General features: G+C 61.7%; 13 protein-coding genes and 1 other RNA gene. 9 read left to right on the top strand and 5 right to left on the bottom strand.

From position 1 onward, the window contains the following. The first annotated feature begins 139 nt into the window (after window positions 1–139). The 5 genes from LH464_RS01060 (at window position 140) to LH464_RS01040 (ending at window position 10,825) form a co-directional block, all read left to right on the top strand. A complete protein-coding gene (locus tag LH464_RS01060) occupies window positions 140–1,312 on the top strand; it encodes an efflux RND transporter periplasmic adaptor subunit (RefSeq protein WP_226784492.1) in 1,173 nt (390 codons plus the stop codon). Then, window positions 1,312–4,500, top strand: coding sequence for an efflux RND transporter permease subunit (locus LH464_RS01055; protein ID WP_390624898.1), 3,189 nt, complete (start codon window positions 1,312–1,314; stop codon window positions 4,498–4,500). The genes LH464_RS01060 and LH464_RS01055 overlap by 1 nt, the downstream gene beginning before the upstream one ends. Before the next feature lie 176 nt (window positions 4,501–4,676). Further along, window positions 4,677–5,303: a hypothetical protein gene (locus LH464_RS01050; RefSeq protein ID WP_226784490.1), complete on the top strand. Its 627-nt coding sequence runs from the start codon at window positions 4,677–4,679 to the stop codon at window positions 5,301–5,303. A gap of 292 nt (window positions 5,304–5,595) precedes the next feature. After that, window positions 5,596–7,011 carry an FAD-binding oxidoreductase gene (locus LH464_RS01045; RefSeq protein WP_226784489.1) on the top strand — a complete coding sequence of 472 codons (1,416 nt, stop codon included), beginning with the start codon at window positions 5,596–5,598 and terminating at the stop codon, window positions 7,009–7,011. Window positions 7,012–7,081: 70 nt separating this feature from the next. After that, complete coding sequence (locus LH464_RS01040; protein ID WP_226784488.1) at window positions 7,082–10,825, top strand: AsmA family protein; 3,744 nt, start codon at window positions 7,082–7,084, stop codon at window positions 10,823–10,825. Between the two features lie 78 nt (window positions 10,826–10,903). Here the strand turns inward: LH464_RS01040 and LH464_RS01035 are convergent, their stop codons facing one another. The 4 genes from LH464_RS01035 to ssrA form a co-directional block, all read right to left on the bottom strand. After that, window positions 10,904–11,134 carry a ribbon-helix-helix domain-containing protein gene (locus tag LH464_RS01035; RefSeq protein WP_226784487.1) on the bottom strand — a complete coding sequence of 77 codons (231 nt, stop codon included), beginning with the start codon at window positions 11,132–11,134 and terminating at the stop codon, window positions 10,904–10,906. An 80-nt stretch (window positions 11,135–11,214) separates the two neighbouring features. Next, window positions 11,215–11,409, bottom strand: a complete 195-nt coding sequence (locus LH464_RS01030; RefSeq protein ID WP_226784486.1) for a DUF4169 family protein — start codon at window positions 11,407–11,409, stop codon at window positions 11,215–11,217. A 19-nt stretch (window positions 11,410–11,428) separates the two neighbouring features. After that, window positions 11,429–11,935, bottom strand: coding sequence for an SspB family protein (locus LH464_RS01025; RefSeq protein ID WP_226784485.1), 507 nt, complete (start codon window positions 11,933–11,935; stop codon window positions 11,429–11,431). A 168-nt stretch (window positions 11,936–12,103) separates the two neighbouring features. Continuing rightward, window positions 12,104–12,471, bottom strand: a transfer-messenger RNA (tmRNA) gene (gene ssrA, locus LH464_RS01020). Window positions 12,472–12,627: 156 nt separating this feature from the next. Here ssrA and thyA point away from each other — a divergent pair. Then, window positions 12,628–13,563 carry a thymidylate synthase gene (thyA, locus tag LH464_RS01015; RefSeq protein ID WP_390624897.1) on the top strand — a complete coding sequence of 312 codons (936 nt, stop codon included), beginning with the start codon at window positions 12,628–12,630 and terminating at the stop codon, window positions 13,561–13,563. Window positions 13,564–13,674: 111 nt separating this feature from the next. Here thyA and LH464_RS01010 read toward each other — a convergent pair whose 3' ends face one another. Beyond that, window positions 13,675–14,589 (bottom strand): LysR substrate-binding domain-containing protein, encoded by a 915-nt coding sequence (locus LH464_RS01010; RefSeq protein WP_226784483.1) that lies wholly within the window; start codon window positions 14,587–14,589, stop codon window positions 13,675–13,677. Between the two features lie 250 nt (window positions 14,590–14,839). Between LH464_RS01010 and LH464_RS01005 the strand changes: the two genes are divergently transcribed. From LH464_RS01005 to LH464_RS00995, 3 genes are all read left to right on the top strand, one after another. After that, entirely contained in the window at window positions 14,840–15,673 is an 834-nt protein-coding gene (locus tag LH464_RS01005; protein WP_226784482.1) for a transporter substrate-binding domain-containing protein, read from the top strand. A 65-nt stretch (window positions 15,674–15,738) separates the two neighbouring features. Beyond that, a complete protein-coding gene (locus LH464_RS01000; RefSeq protein WP_226784481.1) occupies window positions 15,739–16,401 on the top strand; it encodes an amino acid ABC transporter permease in 663 nt (220 codons plus the stop codon). Further along, window positions 16,398–17,174, top strand: a complete 777-nt coding sequence (locus LH464_RS00995) for an amino acid ABC transporter ATP-binding protein (protein ID WP_315859566.1) — start codon at window positions 16,398–16,400, stop codon at window positions 17,172–17,174. The genes LH464_RS01000 and LH464_RS00995 overlap by 4 nt, the downstream gene beginning before the upstream one ends. The last annotated feature ends 18 nt before the right edge of the window (window positions 17,175–17,192 follow it).

Raw genomic sequence — 17,192 nt, 5'->3', positions numbered from 1 at the left:
ATCGCAATGTGTCCGGGGTGACGTTTTCGTGATAAGCTGTTGGATTACAAATTGGTAACGCTGGCCGCCAAGCGTTGCGCGGGCGTCGCCAAACGGTGATACTCCGGGCTGATTGGATCGCGTTCATGCGGAGATTTTAATGCGCTTCGGAAACCAGCTTCTGCTTTCGGTATTTGTTCTGCTGGGAGGGCTCTGTCTGTGGGTCTACCTTTCGGCGGATGCCGCCCGCACCCTGGTGTCCATGGGCGTTCCGGAAGCCGCCGTGGCCGTGATCAATCCTGCCGCGTCCGAGGCTCACGGCGAGCCGGCGGGCGAGGGCGATGCAGCGCAGGCCACCCCGAAAGGTGGCAATGCCGGCCAACCTGTACTGGTCGCCATCAGCCCCGTCGGCACGGGCACCGTCAATGACAGGCTTGCGGCCATCGGCGATGGCGAGGCGATCCAGTCGGTCACGGTCATGCCGCAGGCGACCGGCACCATCAACGAGATCCTCGTTTCCTCAGGCGACGAGGTGAAGAAGGGCCAGGTTCTGGCAAGGCTCGACGACGAGGAGCAGGTTGTCCTGCGCGATCAGGCCGAGGTCCTGCTGCGCAGCGCCCGCGAGAAGGCGGATTCCTACCGCAACCTGCGCAGTTTCTCGCGCCTGGAGGTTCTGGACGCACAGATCGCCGAGGAAACGGCGCAACTGGCGCTCACCACTGTCGAACTGGCGTTGAAGCGCCGCTCGATCGTTGCCCCGATCGACGGCATCGTCGGTATCGTCGCGGTCAATATCGGTGACAACGTCACCACCGCCAGCAACGTCGTCTCCATCGATAACCGCTCCGAACTGCTGGTGGATTTCTGGGCGCCCGAGCGTTTCGCCGTACAGGTGAAGCCGGGAATGCCGGTCGAGGCGAGTTCCGTATCGCGGGCCGGTCAGATTTTCGAGGGATCGGTGGAATCGATCGACAACCGGGTCGACCCGGCAAGCCGCACGATCCGCCTTCGCGCCCGCATCCCCAATGGCGAGGATCAGCTGCGCGCCGGCATGTCCTTCGGCGTCACCATGCGTTTCCCCGGCGAAACCTATCCTTCCGTCGATCCGCTGGCGGTGCAGTGGGACAGCCAGGGATCGTTCGTATGGCAGATCGTCGATGGTAAGTCGGTGAAAACCAGGGTTCGGATCGTCCAGCGCAATCCGGATGCGGTGCTTGTTGCCGCGGAGCTTAAGGAAGGCGATCAGGTCGCAACCGAAGGCCTCCAGCGGGTCCGCGAGGGAGGCCCCGTGCGCACAGCCGGCGACAAGACGCCGGAGGTCGCCAGCCGATGATGTATGACGGTACCAACGAGCCGAAGGACGAAAAGGTCGTAAAATCCACCTCCGCGCCGCCCGCCTCGTCGCACACGTTCACGGCGCTCTTCGTGCGTCGCCCGGTGCTGGCTGCGGTCCTCAACACGCTGCTCGTCGTTGCAGGCCTTGCCGCCCTCGTCGGCATAGAGGTGCGCGAGCTGCCCGATGTCGACCAGCCGGTCATCAGCATCCGCACCACCTACGACGGCGCATCCGCGCAGACGATCGACCAGGAAGTCACCGACGTCATCGAGGGCGCGGTTGCCCGCGTCAGCGGCCTCAAGTCCATCTCGTCGGAATCGCAATTCGGCTCCAGCCGCGTGACGATGGAGTTCAACGACACTGCCGATATCGCCGTTGCCGCGAACGATGTCCGCGATGCGCTCGGCCGCGTCACCAACCAGTTGCCGGAGGATGCCGACGAACCGCGCATCATCAAGGCCGATTCCGACAGCCAGGCCATCATGCGGCTGGCCGTCACCTCTTCGACCCTGTCGATGGAAGACCTGACGCAGCTCGTCGACAACGAGGTGTCGGACAGGCTTGCCGCCGTGGAGGGCGTCGCCGACGTCGAACTCTACGGCGACCAGGAAAAGGTCTTCCGCGTCGATGTCGACCAGTCGGCGCTCGCCAGCCGGGGGCTGACCATCGCCGACCTGTCGGATGCGCTCTCGACTGCGGCGCTCGACGTGCCGGCGGGATCGCTGGAATCCGCGACCCAGAATATCGTGGTGCGCGCCACCGCCAACCTGACGACGCCGGATGATTTCGAAAACGTCCTGATCGGCAACAATGTCCGTATCCGCGACGTTGCAACCGTAATGCTCGGCGCCGATGACGGTACGACTGCGCTGCGTTCAAACGGGGTGCAGGCTGTCGGCCTTGGCATCCTGCGCCAGGCGCAGTCCAACACGCTCAGCATTTCGGAAGGTGTCAGGCAGGCGGTCGCCGATCTCTCGGAGGCCATGCCGGAAGGCACTCGCGTTGCCATCACCAGCGACGACGCGGTGTTCATCGAGGGCGCGCTGCACGAGGTGGAGATTGCGCTGGCGTTGTCGGCCACCGTTGTGCTGATCGTCATCTGGCTTTTCCTGCGCGACTGGCGCGCGACGCTGATCCCGGCGCTGACCATGCCCGTGGCGCTGATCGGCACGCTGGTCGCCATCTATCTCGTCGGCTTCTCGATCAACATCCTGACGCTGCTGGCAATCGTGCTGGCGACCGGCCTTGTGGTCGATGACGGAATCGTCGTCCTGGAGAATATCGTCAGGCGGCGCGCCGAGGGCATGGGTCCGCGTGCGGCGGCCGTACTCGGTACACAGGAAGTCTTCTTCGCGGTCCTCGCCACCACCGCGACGCTTGCGGCCGTGTTCATTCCGCTTTCCTTCCTGCCGGGCCAGATGGGCGGCCTGTTCCGCGAGTTCGGCTTCGTGCTGGCCTTCGCCGTCGGCCTGTCGTCGATCACCGCATTGACGCTCTGCCCGATGCTTGCGTCGCGCATGCTTACCAAGCCGATGAAGGAAGATCACGGCATGCTCGGCCGCTTCGGTTCGGGTTTTGCGAATTTCTACCGCAAGACGCTTGCGGCATGCCTCAACGTGCCGCTTGCCGTCATCGTCGTCGCGCTCCTGCTTTCCGGCGCGGGCTATGTCGCTTTCGGAACGGTGACCAGCGAGCTGACGCCGCAGGAAGACCGGGCGATGGTGATGATGCGGGCCACTGCGCCGGAAGGCGTCAGCCTGGACTATACCCGCGACAAGCTTCAGCAGATCGAGGAACGGCTCCAACCGCTGCGCGACAGCGGCGAGATCCAGAACCTCTTTTCCATATCGGGACAGGGCGGCTCATCGAACAGTGGCTTCATGGTCCTGACGCTGGCCCCGTGGTCTGAGCGTGAGCGCACGCAGGCCGAAATCGTCAAGGACATCGACCGGGCGGCTGCATCCGTCCCCGCGCTTCGGGCCTTCACCATACAGCAGAACAGCCTGCGCATCCGCGGCGCCGGCAACGGGCTGCAGATGGCGCTGGTCGGCAGCAATCACGAGGAGCTTACCCAGGCGGCGATCAAGCTGGTCGATGCACTGCGCGACAGCGGCCTGTTCGAGACGCCACGCCTCAACAACGAGCCGAACCAGGCGCAGATCTCGGTCACCGTCGATCGCGAACGGGCTTCCGATCTTGGCATAGACATCCGCAATCTCGGCACCTCGTTGCAGTCGTTGCTCGAGGGCCGAGAGATCGTCGATGTCTTCGTCGATGGCGAGGCCATTCCGGTCAAGCTGACCTCCACGACCCGCCCCGTCGACGATCCGACGGATATGGAGAACATCTTCGTCAAGGCGAGCGACGGCCGCATGGTGCCGCTGTCGACCGTGGCGACGCTGGAGGAAAAGGCGGTTGCACCGGAACTCAATCGCGAGGACCAACTGGCCGCCGTCTCCTTCTCCGCCAACCTGCGCGACGGTGTCTCGCTCGGTCAGGCGGTGCAGGCCGCCGAAGCGCTTGCCGCGCCTCTGATGCCGTCCGGTTCCCGGCTCATTCCGCTCGCCGAAGCGGCGACGCTGGAAGAGAACTCCAATGGCATGATGCTGACCTTCGGTTTCGCTATCGCCATCATCTTCCTGGTGCTGGCGGCCCAGTTCGAAAGCGTCCTGTCGGCGCTGATCATCATGTCCACGGTGCCGCTCGGGCTTGCCTGCGCCGTTTTCGCGTTGATCCTGACCGGTACCAGCCTCAACGTCTACAGCCAGATCGGCCTCGTGCTTCTGGTCGGGGTGATGGCGAAGAACGGCATTCTGATCGTCGAATTCGCCAACCAGCTGCGCGACCGTGGCGCAAGCGTCCGCGAGGCGATCGAAAGTGCTTGCAGCATTCGCCTGCGCCCGGTGATGATGACGATGATCGCAACGGTCATCGGCGGCCTTCCGCTGGTGCTGGCCCAAGGCGCTGGTGCCGAAGCACGCATCGCGCTCGGCTGGGTGATCGTCGGCGGCCTGGGTCTTGCGACGCTGGTGACCCTCTACATCACTCCGGTCGCCTATCTCCTGCTCGCCCGCTTCTCCAAGCCGCATGCACACGAGGAACAGCGCCTGCACGATGAACTGGAGCGCGCCGAACGCCGCCAGGCGAACGAAGACGAGAAGCGGCCGCTTCTGGCCGCCGAATAAGGCTGCGCAGGGCGGTATTCACTTGGGAATGCTGCCCTGCATTCTCTCTGCTGGAGAAGCCGTGGCGGCCAGCGGCCGGTGACGGCGCGTCTTCACCGTCCTCCTGACACGCTCTTTTGAATACCGCAACGTATGGCTGTCGGTTAGTGTGCGGCAGGGGGCTCATGGAGGAGACGATGAAAGCTATTCCCCTTGTATGCGCTTCATTCCTGCTGACTGCCGCCGGCGCGCACATTGCGTCGGCGCAAGATGGTACCATGAGTTTCTTCGTCACCAGTCAGGGCCCTGGCAAAGGGGCTAACCTGGGTGGTCTGGAAGGAGCCGATGCCCATTGTGCAAGTCTGGCGGAGGCAGCAGGCGTAACCGGCAAGACCTGGGCCGCCTATCTCAGCACCGGCGATGCCAACGCCCGTGACCGCATCGGTTCCGGCCCATGGGTCAACGCCAAAGGCCAGACGATTGCCGCAAGCGTCGAGGCCCTGCACAGCGATCAGAACGGCCTGACCAAGGAAACCGCTCTCAACGAAAAGGGAGAGGTCGTGAACGGAAGAGGCGATACGCCGAACCGCCACGATATCCTGACCGGCTCGATGCCGGACGGGACCGCTCATGAGGCGACCTGCGAAAACTGGACGTCCGACGGCGAGGGTTCGGCGATGGTGGGGCACCACGATCGAACGGGCCTGGACGATTCTGCCGCCGCGAAATCCTGGAACTCCTCGCACCCTTCGCGCGGATGCGGTCAGGAAGCGCTGCAGGGTACTGGCGGTGACGGCTTGCTGTATTGCTTCGCAACGCAGTAAGGGCGACGGCCCTACTTATCGTCCATTCACGGGTAGGGCTTCCCCCTTCGGCTCGCACTGGCAGCATGCTGTCAGCCGGGCCGCCGAGATGTAAAGGCACGCGTTTGCCACCAACCATCCAGCCCATTGAGTGCCACCAAGGGCAAGCGTTGTGTCGTGCGAGCCAGTCTGACGATTGTCTGGTTCCCTGCATTCGATTGTCGCAGCGAACGGCTGGAGCCAACGCTGTTCTGGACAAATATCTGGCCGTCGCCTAACCCAATCCTCGACGCGGGATGCAGGAGAGTGTGCGATGGCGGTTAAGGACGTTCGGCCGGGAATTAGAAACGAGGAGGGGATCGCTCTGGTTCTCGATATCCTCAAGCAGCAGTTCGGCGATCGCCTCCAGACCGGTCAGGCGTTTCGCGAGCAGCACGCCCATACGACGACCTATCTGCCGGCGCAGCTTCCCGATGGCGTCGTATTCGTCGAGAGCGCAGAGGACGTCAAGGCGGTGGTCAAGGCCTGCGCCCGGCATCGCGTACCGGTCATTCCGTTCGGCACGGGTTCGTCCCTGGAGGGGCAGATCAACGCGCCCAATGGCGGTATCTCCATCGATTTCACACGGATGAATCGGGTTCTTCATGTCAATGCCGAGGATCTCGACGTGGTCGTCGAGCCGGGTGTCACCCGCGAACAGCTGAACACCGAACTCCGGGCGACCGGGCTGTTCTTTCCCATCGACCCGGGTGCCAATGCTTCGATCGGCGGGATGACGGCGACGCGGGCGTCGGGCACCAATGCCGTGCGTTACGGCACCATGAAAGACAATGTGCTGGCGCTCACCGTGGTGACCGCGGAGGGCGAGGAGATCCGCACCGCGCAGCGCGCCCGCAAATCCTCCGCCGGCTACGATCTGACGCGCCTCTTCGTCGGCTCGGAGGGAACGCTCGGGGTCATCACTTCCGTCACGCTCCGGCTGCAGGGCACGCCGGAAAAGATCGGCGGCGGCGTCTGCGCCTTCCCGTCCGTCAAGGCTGCCTGCGATGCGGTCATCATGACCATCCAGATGGGTATCCCGGTCGCCCGCATCGAACTTCTCGACGAGATGCAGATACGCGCCTGCAATGCCTATTCCGGCCTTTCCTACGCGGAGAAACCGACGCTGTTCCTGGAGTTCCACGGAACGGAGGAAACGGTCGCCCTCCAGTCGGCGCAGTTTTCCGAAATCGCCGGCGAATGTGGCGGCGAGTGCTTCAGCTTCACGCAGAATGCGGATGAGCGGAACCGTCTCTGGAAGGCGCGGCACGATGCCTACTGGGCGTCGCGTGCGCTCGCACCGCATCTGAACGGCCTGTCCACCGACGTCTGCGTGCCGATTTCGCGGCTGGCGGACTGCGTCGTTGCCACCCAGGAGGACATCGCCGAACACGGCTTCCTGGCGCCGATCGTCGGGCATGCGGGCGATGGCAATTTTCACGTCCTGATCCTTTTCGACGACAAGGACCCGCAGGATGTGGCGCGCGCCGAGGCCTTCGTGGGACGGTTGAATACCCGGGCCCTTTCCATGGGCGGGACCTGCACTGGCGAGCACGGCATCGGCCAGGGCAAGATGAGCTTCCTCGAGCAGGAGCTTGGCAGCGCTGTTGACCTGATGCGGGCGATCAAAAAGAGCCTCGACCCCGACAATATCTTCAATCCGGGCAAGATCTTTCCCCAGACGATATAGCTCGCCAATGCTTGACTTGCCTATGCGGCGGGTGGGACTAGTCTTTTCCTGAAACTACGGAGGGACGTGCTTGCTGGGACGCATCCTGTTGACGGTCGGTGGTGCGCTGGTGGTGGTTCTATTCGCCGCCCTGCTTGCGCCGTTCTTCGTAGACTGGACCGATTTTCGTGTGGAGTTCGAGCAGCGGGCGAGCCGTATTCTCGGCAAGAAGGTCGTCGTTCACGGCGCGGTCGATGCGCGTATCCTGCCGTTTCCCTCGGTGACTTTGCACGATGTCCGGGTGGGGCAGGATCGCGATGGCCAGCCGCAACTGCACGCCGCCCGTTTCTCGATGGATATGGAGCTGGCGCCCTTCCTGTCTGGCGAGGCGCGTATTTTCGACATGCGCATCGAGGAACCGAAAGCCCGTATCCGGGTACTGCAGGACGGCACGCTCGACTGGATGCGTGGCAGCAAGGCGGATATTCCCGCCCGCACGGTCGTTATCGAGGACGTGCATGTCACCAATGGAACGATCGACCTCATCGACGAGCAAAGCGGCCGCACCCGTACCATCACGGGGCTCGCTGCCGACCTGTCCGCCGGGTCGCTCGCCGGCCCCTGGCGTGGCGACGGTTATGCCTCGCTCGATGGGCACACGGCGACCTTCTCCCTGACGACCGGGGAGGCCGAGGCCGCCGCCCAGCGGTTGCCGCTCCGGCTACGGCTGCTTCCGGACACCGTGCCGGTTGCTCTCAACCTGGATGGCGCAATTCTCCTGTCGGAGGATCGGCCCGCCTATAGCGGCAACTTCACTTTGGACGTGCTGCAGGAAGAGGACGATACGGAACCGGTGGTGGCGCCGCCGCCCGGCCCGCGCCTCAAGGGGGGCTTCGAGCTCACCAACGAACGCATCCGCGTTCCGGAATACCGGCTTGAAGTCGGCCCTCTCGCCGACCCTTACGTGGTTACCGGCGAAGCGACCCTGGATACCGGAGAAAAGCCGGAATTCCTGCTGACCGCGGATGGTCAGCAGATCGACGTAAACCGTCTCGGAGAAGGCGAACGGGCCAAGACCGGCCGAGATGCTGCGGCATCGGCGCAGCGGCGTATCGAGGCGATGATCGACCTCGCCGCACAGATTCCGATTCCTCAGGTGCCGGGCCGTGCAAGCCTCAGCCTGCCTGCCGTCGTCGCCAATGACACGACGGTGCGCGACATCCGCATCGACGTGCGGCCTGCCGGAACCGGCTGGACCGTCGACAGTTTCGCCGCGACCCTTCCGGGACGCACGCAGGTCGAGGCGAAGGGGGCATTGACGCTGGAGCAACCGGTCTCCTTCGTCGGGGACGTGCTGCTCGCGTCGAACCAGCCGTCCGGTCTTGCCGACTGGCTATCCGGTGCGGTCGATCCGGCGATCCGGCAGTTGAAGACAGCGGGCTTTTCCGCGAAGGTCGACCTGACGCCGGAATTGCAAAGCTTCAACAACCTGGAACTTGCCATCGGCAAGGCAATCCTGCGGGGACGTGTCGAGCGACAGGCAGCGTCCGGCGAGACGCCATCCCTGACCATGGCATTGGCGGGCGACGAGATCGATCTGGATGCCATGCGGGCGCTTGCCTCGCTGATCACCGGGGACGATGCCGGCCAGGCGGTTCTGGATCACAAGTTGGCGGCGAGCCTGAAGGCAGAGCGGTTCACCGCCTTTGGCGTGGCCGCGGACAAGGTCGATACGGTTTTCACCCTGTCCGACGGGGAGCTGTCGCTCGACCGCCTGTCGGTCAAGGATCTCGCAGGGGCTGCGATAACCGCCAGCGGCCGTCTCGAAGGCTCGCTTCTGTCCAACACCGGGTCTGGCGTCGCAACCTTGAAGGCGGATGACCCCGGCCGCTTCCTGGCGATGCTGCGCGACCGGCTTCCGGCACACCCGGGTCTTGATCGGCTGGCGTCGAGCGCCCGCTGGTTTACCGGCGCCGATCTCAGTGCGGATATCCAGGTGGGAGGCGACACCGCCGGATTGTCCGCGGTGCTGACGGGCGTGATGAACGGCAGTACCGTTACCGCCGATATTGCCCTGCCGACATTGTTCGAACTGACGGCCCCCAGCGACCTCGCCTTCAATGCTCGCCTCGAAAACAAGGAGAGCGCCATACTGCTCGGTCAGGCCGGGCTGGATCCTCTTCCGCTCGGCGATGATGGGCCGGGGTATATTTCCATCGATCTGACGCAGGAGGGCGACGAGCCGGCGTCCGCCACGCTCGCCTTCCAGACGGATAGAACTCAAGTCGATGCTGAGGGAACGATCGGTCTTGGCGCCGCGGAATTCCTCTCAGGTACCGGTCGCGTGACGTTGAACTCTCAGGACGTCGAGCCCTATCTGCTGATGATCGGTATCGGCATTCCGCAGTTCGGCCATGGGCTTCCGCTTCAGTTGGAAACGGACGTGGCAATTGCGACCGGAAACATCCGGCTGGACAGATTGCAGGGAGAGGTTGCAGGAAATGTTGTCGGCAGCAACAGCCTGACGATCGATCGAAGTGCTGCTGGTCTGTCGCTGAAGGGCGATCTGTCGCTGGATACCGTCGATCTTGCCTGGCTCGGCGAAGCCGCCTACGGCGCGTTCACCGATCCCGCGACAGGCGCTCTCTCCGATCAGCCGTTCTCCATGCCGATATTCGGAGATACGGAGGCTCAGTTGCAGCTTCAGGCGAAAACCTTCCGGCCCGGCTTCACCAGCGATATCGCGGATTTTTCCGCCTCGATTACCCATCGCGACGGTGGTGTGACCATCGAGGATGCGAAGGGCTCATGGCAGGGTGGGCGCATTTCCGGGCGTCTTGCCATGTCGAACGGCGAAGGTAACGGCATCTTCCAGACCCGGCTAGCGGTGGAGAATGCCGATCTGGCTCCGCTAATCTGGCAGACTGGCGATGTACCGGTGGCGACAGGTCGTTTGAATGCAACAATGGCGGTCGAGGCGACCGCCCGGACGCCATTGGAGCTGATGGCATCGCTGAATGGCTCGGGTGAACTGACGCTGTCTGATCTGCAGTTGCGCGGCGTATCGATCGTGGCGCTGCCGGCGCTTCTCGGCGAAGTGGATTTGCTGGACGGCGAGGTCACCGAGGACAAGGTTCGCCCGGTCTCGGAGCGGCTAGTCCGGCAGGGCGAGGCATCGCTCGGAACGGTAGCGGTTCCGTTCACCATTACCGAGGGCGAGGTGAGGGCGCAGAATGTCACGGCGAAGGCGGGAGACACGACGTTCTCGGGCGATGCGAGGATCGACCTGCTCGAACAGGCGATGAGCGGCGCGCTGGCGATTACCTATTCACCGGGCGACGAAGGTCTGGCCGGTGGTGATCCGAGCGTGCGGTTCGTCTATTCGGGCAACCTTGCCGATCCGCAGGTAGAGTTCGACGTTGCCCCGCTGGCGAATTTCCTCTCGCTGCGCGCTTTTGAGAGGGAAAGGCGGCGGGTCGAATCGTTGCAGGCGAGCGTGCTGGAGAAGCAGCGACTGCGCCGGGAAGTCTCGCTCCATCGTTATGTTGCCGCCGAGCGCGAGGCGGCGCGGGAAAGGGCGGAAGCGGAAGAGCGCGCGCGTGCGGAAGCAGAAGAGCGGGCGCGTGTGGAAGCGGAAGCGCGTCTTCGTGCGGAAGCGGAAGCGCAGGCCGAGCGGGAAAAAGCGGCAGCCGCAGCGAGGGCCGCCGAAGAGGCGCAGCGCCGCGCGGAGCAGGTGCCGACCCTGACCATTCCTCCGACGCAGGATTTGTTCCAGGAGGACCTGACGCCGCTCCAGACGCCGACCATCCAAAGCCTGCCCGGTGTCGAGCCTTAAGGATAGAACTCAAGGTCTGGCGCGAACAAGCGCTACCTGCTCTGTTGCCGCCCGCAGGCCGTTATTCCTGGGAGGCCGTCATTCCTGGGAGATGGTGGCTCGCATGTCGCGCAGCCAGCGCAGGACATAGACGCGCAGCGCCGACGAGAGATTGCTCTCGGGCGGGCGCCCGTCGTCAATGGTCGCGATCAAACCGGCAATGCTGACGTCGCGGTCAGCGGCAATGCGCTTAAGTTCTTCCCAGAACTCATCCTCCAGCGAAAAGCTGGTGCGGTGACCATGCAGTGTCGCAGAATGTTTGCGGATCACCGGCGTTACCATCCCAAACGAAGCCGTGACTGAACGCATCCAAGCGGAGCGCACTGCACCTACGGCTGCATGTTGCCCTATCAGTCTTGATCTTTCGGCTTTTCCAGGCGGCCTTGGTCGAGTGACCGCTCTGCTTTTTCGTTAAGCGTCTTCGTCAGCGTCTTTTCGGCCTTGTTGCGGCCAAAGGTGAGGCGGTTCTGCTCGGCCTGCTTTTCCTTGTCCGCACGCTGCTTTGCCTTGCGAAACTGCCGAAGGTTGACCACGTCACCGCTCATGGGGCCTCCGGGTTCTGCGCTACTGCTTCTTGCGGAAGGAATCGAGGGAGACCACGGAGGCAGGCTTCTTTTCCTCGCCGGGGACTGCTTCCGCGGCTTCCGACTTGCTGATCGGCTCGACGGGGATTGCAGTGATCTCAGCTTCGATCTGCTCTTCCTCTTCCGCAGACGGGACCTCGAATTCGAGTTCGAAGTTGACGGACGGATCATAAAATCCGCGGATCGCATTGAACGGGATAACCAGGCGCTCCGGCGTATCGGAGAACGACAGGCCGACCTCGAACTGGGTATCGGATACCTTCAGGTCCCAGAACTGGTGCTGGATGACGATGGTCATCTGCTCGGCATACTTGGCCTTCAGGTGCTGGGAGATCCTGACGCCCGGCGCGTTGGTGAGGAAGGTGATGAAGAAGTGGTGATCGCCGGGAAGGCGAGCCGTGGCAGAAACTTCGGTCAAAACCTTGCGAATGACGCCACGCAATGCGTCCTGTGCCAAGATGTCGTAGCGGATATGATCCTGCCCCATGCGGTCCTGCTCTCACTTCTGAATGTCTTTTCGAAGCATGCTTATGCCATGTCAGCCAAGCGCGGGAAAGCGTCGGCTTGATGGCGATTGTACATAATTTATTAGAGATGGAGAAGACTTCCCGACTGCCAGCGTCCGCGACCCAAAGTGAAACAACTGGAGAATGGAAGTGGAGGTTTCTGTTGCCAGGTACCTCCGAACCCCGCCTTAAAGTGCTACCCTTAAGGACTTAGAGCGGAATTCCCGCACCGCCATTAGGCAGCGAGAGCGTATTCCTTAGCGTTGTTGTCATTTGCAACTACACTTGTGACCCGATAACGGCGGTATCATGCCGAGCAAAAGTACGATCTTTACACCCTTGTCGATCCTATTTCGCCCCCATCAAAAGCCGGTCTAGTCGACCGACCGGTTTTTGGTGGAGGCGCCGGGTACCGCCCCCGGGTCCAATAGGCTTATTTCATCGACCATTTATCGCCATATCCGGACCGAAGTCCGGCAAGGCAGATATAGGCATTTAGAATGGCCCTGAAAAGGGGGGGCTGGCCGAATATGTGCCGTCGGCCGTTGACTATTTGAAGACTGGTGAGAGGCGCCGGCGATCGCTTTTGGGATAGTCACTTCGTCCTGTTTGGGCTACTTGCGTTTTCCACAATGCGCATCCAGATTGCTCCAACAGCGAACGGTTTTTGAACATTATGCGACACCCCGAACAGCAGTATCTGGACATCATTCGACACCTGATCGAGAAGGGGGATCGTCGAATTGATCGTACAGAAGTCGGGACGCTGTCGATGTTCGGTGCCATGATGCGTTTCGACCTGTCCGATGGAACGTTCCCCGTTTTCACGACGAAGCGCGTCTACTGGAAAACAGCGGTCAAGGAGATGCTGTGGTTTCTCACCGGGCAGACGAACATTCAGTCTCTTCTCAAGGAAAATGTTCGTATCTGGACCGACTGGCCACTGGATAAGTACCGCAAGGCGACGGGCGACGCGATTTCGCAGGAGGATTTCGAGGCGCGTGTGCTGGCCGACGACGACTTCGCCGGAGAGTGGGGTGATCTCGGTCCGGTCTACGGAAAGCAATGGAGGCGATGGGTCGATGCGCAAGGTAAGGAGCATGACCAGATCGCCACGTTGATCGAGACATTGAAGAACAATCCGACAAGCCGGCGGATGCTTTTTCACGCGTGGAACGTTGGCGAACTCGACCAGATGGCGCTCCCGCCGTGCCACATGACCTACCAGTTCTATACCTCGGAGAACCACTCGCCCGTCCAGTCAGACGGCGAGCGCGGTAAACGCAAGGTCTCAATGCTGTGCCTGCAAAGGAGCGCAGACACCGGCCTCGGCGTTCCATTCAATATTTGCCAGCAGGCGGCCTTGCTCCATATGGTTGCGCAGCAGGTCGACATGGTTCCCGGCGAACTCATCTGGATGGGGGGCGACGTCCACCTCTACCTGAATCATCGCGAACTTGCAGACACACTTCTGTCTCGAGAGCCCAAGGCGCTTCCGAAATTGAAGCTAGTCAGGCGACCCGATGCGATTGACGGCTATCGGATAGAGGACTTCGACGTCACGGGATACGATCCGCACCCGCCTATCGAAGCGCCTGTGGCAGTATAGCAATCCAAATATCGCCTGACCAAACTTCGTCTCGCGTCGGGAAGGGCCGGGGGAAGTCGGGCCAACCTTCCCGTTTCCGAACGAAAAGGCGACGCCTGGCGCGGTTTTCGATCAGGAACGCATGTCCTTGAGCTTCCTGTAGCTCTTGGTCTCTCGAATGAGCCAGTCCCGCATCGTTACGATGCTCTGGTGATGAGCTTTCCGTTCCGGATAGATGACGTAGTAGGAGTCGCCGGACGGGATGGGAGCCCCGAAGGGCATATGCAGTTCGTTCCTCGCCAACTCTTCTTCTATGTAGCACACCGGCACCAATGCGACCCCGATCCCCTGGAGGGCCGCATTGATGATCATTTCGCTGTGTGCGAACCGCGTTCCCTGGATTCTGCCATAGTGGTCAAGGCCTGACAGGCGTAGCCAGTGGAGCCACATGCTCGGGCGGCTGGCATTCTGGATCAGTGGAAACTTGGAGAAATCTCTCGGGTCAAGTTGGGCGCCCGGTTCGATGAGCTTCGGCGAGGCGACAATCGCCACTTCTTCCGCAAAAAGCTCGATCGATCGCGCATTGTGCCAGGTGCCAACGCCTCGAAGGATGGCAATATCCAGTCTCGTCGTATCGAAATCGACGTCTGGCCCGCTCTGGGCGATCTCCAGCGGAATGTCGGGATTTGCTGCGATGAAGGCGCCCAGACGGGACGGCAGCCATCTGGACCCAAACGCCGAATGCGTCCCGATCATCACCGAGCTATCCAGGTTTCGGCCGCGTACGGCGTCGATCGAGATTTCCTGGAGCTTGTCCAATGTCTGGGCGACTTCCCGGTAGTAGTCAGCGCCGAGTTCCGTCAGCACGAGGCGGGGGCCAACCCGGTGAAAAAGGGTCACGCCCAGGAAGTCCTCAAGATTCTTGATCTGCCTGCTGATGCCGCTCTGCGTGAGACCCAGGTCCTCAGCCGCCCGCGTGAAATTCATGTATCGAGCCGCTGCTTCGAAGGCATGCAGGGCAGACAAGGATGGCAGATAGCGTCTCATCGAAGCCCTCAAAAAGCGAAGCATGACTAAAACTCATACCAGAGGAATTTTTCAATGTTTTTGTTTTTTGTCAGACTGGGTCATCAATTTGTCATTCGCGTTCGGACGGCAAAGCCGACGAACAACCTTGAAGACGAGCGAGGCTGCAAATGACAACGGATGTCGGTCGAACTCGGCACTCGTGAGAACCTGAGGAACGGCTGTCGCATGATCCGCTCGATCTCGCCAAAAAATACAAAAGGGGAATGACATGAATAGAAGAGAGTTTGGCAGACTGGTCGGTCTCGGTGCTCTTGGGGCGTCGGCCCTGGCTGTGAGCGGCCTGCGGGCAAACGCCGCAAGCTCGCTGGAGCGGGTGAAATCGTCCGGAACGCTGCGGATTGGCGGTATCGCGGACGGCGCACCCTATTACCAGAAGAGCCTTGCCGACGGCAGCTGGCGTGGGTTTTACATCGATATTTGCCAAAAGCTGGCTGACGACCTCAACCTCAAGCTCTCCGTCCTGGAAACCACCTGGGGCAATTCGGTGCTCGATCTTCAGGGTGAGAAGATCGATGTGTTCTTCGGATTAAACCCCACGCCGGAGCGCCAGAAGGTCATAGATTTCTCCGGTCCGGTCTTCAAAAACTCTTTCACAATGCTGACGCGCAAGGGACTGAACGCCCAGACATGGGAGGACTTCAACAAGCCCGATATGCGCATCTCCGTCGACGCAGGCTCTTCGCATGACGCCGCCACGAAGCGGAATGCCCCCGAGGCCCAGCTTGTGCGGCTGAAGACAGCGAGTGACGCTACCGCCGCCCTGCAGTCGGGGCGAGCCGATGCTCAATGCCTGGTGATGGTCCTCGCCCTGACGGTTCGTGCCAAGAACCCTGCAATCGGAGACATGGTGGTGCCAACGCCATCCGATTTCACCACCTCCAATGCGGGCTTCCTCCGCGAGCAGGATCAGTCGTGGCGCGAGTTCGTCGATAACTGGATCAGCGAGCAGCGCGAGAGCGGTTTCGTGAAGGATGCCATCGTTCGCAACATGGAGCTGGTCGGTGTCAAGGAAAGCGATTTTCCGCCCGGTTTCGAGATCTAAAGCCCCGATCCAGCTGGACTGCTGTCCAGCGGCTTGCCGACTCTCGCTTATCGGACAATGACATCATGTATGAATGGAATTTTGCAATCCTCTGGGATTACCGCTGGGTATTCCTTCAGGGAGCTGGCGTAACCATCAGCTTTACCGCCGCGATTGTGGTTGGCGGATTGGTCATCGGTCTCGTGGCGGCCATGTGTCTGCTGTCGAGATTTGCAATCCTGCGGGCAATTTCTCTCGGTTTCATCGAGTTGTTTCGCTGTACCCCGATCCTCGTGCAGTTGATCTGGTGTTACTACGCGTTGCCGATGTTGGCGGGCATCGAACTGACGCCCGTCACCGCCTCGTTGCTGGCGCTGTCCTGCTATGGAGGTGCGTTTTACGCGGAGATCATTCGTGGTGGCATCATCTCGATCGATCCCGGACAAAAGGACGCTGCAGCGGCTCTCGGGATGACGCCCGCGCTCGCAATGAGGCGCATCATCCTGCCGCAGGCCTTGCGGCGAATGAGCCCCGCCTTGATGAACCAGTCGATCCTGCAGTTCAAGAACACATCACTGGTGTCTGTGCTGGCGGTACCGGATCTCGTCTATCAGGGGCAGATGGCCGCGCACGACAGCTTCAGGCCGTTGGAGATGTATACGGCGGTGGCCGTCGCATACTTCGCCATCCTGTTCCCCTTGACGCTGTTCGTCCGTAGCCGCGAACGCAAGTTTGGAGACAATCGATGACGGGCGCTCCAATGATCGAGATCACGGGACTGAGGAAGTCGTTCGGGCCGCTCGAGGTTCTCAAGGACATCAACCTCCAGGTCCCGACAGGGGGAGTGGTGGCACTGCTCGGGCCTTCCGGCTCTGGAAAGTCCACACTGCTACGTTGTCTGAACCTCCTGGTTGTCCCGGACGATGGGTCCATCCGCGTTGGAAATACGTCATTCACGTTCGGAAAATCGCTTCAGCATCCGAAGGTGAAACCGCTGGCGGCTTTCCGCTCCCGCACCGGGATGGTCTTCCAGAATTTCAACCTGTTCCCGCATATGACGGTCCTGGAGAACGTCATCGAGGCGCCGATCTACGTGAAGGGCATGCGGCGCAAGGACGCCGTGGACCTGGCGATGTCCCTGCTCGACAAGGTCGGGCTTGCTGATCGCGCAAACCAACGGCCGGAAACGCTTTCAGGCGGCCAAAAGCAGCGAGTGGCGATAGCCCGGGCTCTGGCCATGACGCCTGAGGTCATGCTCTTTGATGAAGCGACCTCAGCCCTCGATCCGGAGCTCGTGGGGGAAGTCCTGCAAACCATGCAAAAGCTGGCCGCGGATGGAATGACGATGGTCATCGTCACCCACGAGATCACTTTTGCACGCGATGTTGCGGATCGGGTCGTCTTCATGCGGGACGGTTACGTTGTCGAGGAGGGGCCGGCACGGGAGGTGATCGACTCGCCCAAGATGGAAGCGACCAAGAATTTCCTTAGCCATTTTCACAAAGGTGCAACGCCGCGTTAGGCCTCCGCGCCCACGGCA

Origin of the sequence: Pseudorhizobium xiangyangii, from assembly GCF_020531965.1 — a bacterium.
GTDB lineage: Bacteria > Pseudomonadota > Alphaproteobacteria > Rhizobiales > Rhizobiaceae > Neorhizobium > Neorhizobium xiangyangii.
The sequence above is the reverse complement of the archived record's forward strand: the minus strand, read 5'-3'. Positions and strand labels throughout refer to the sequence as shown.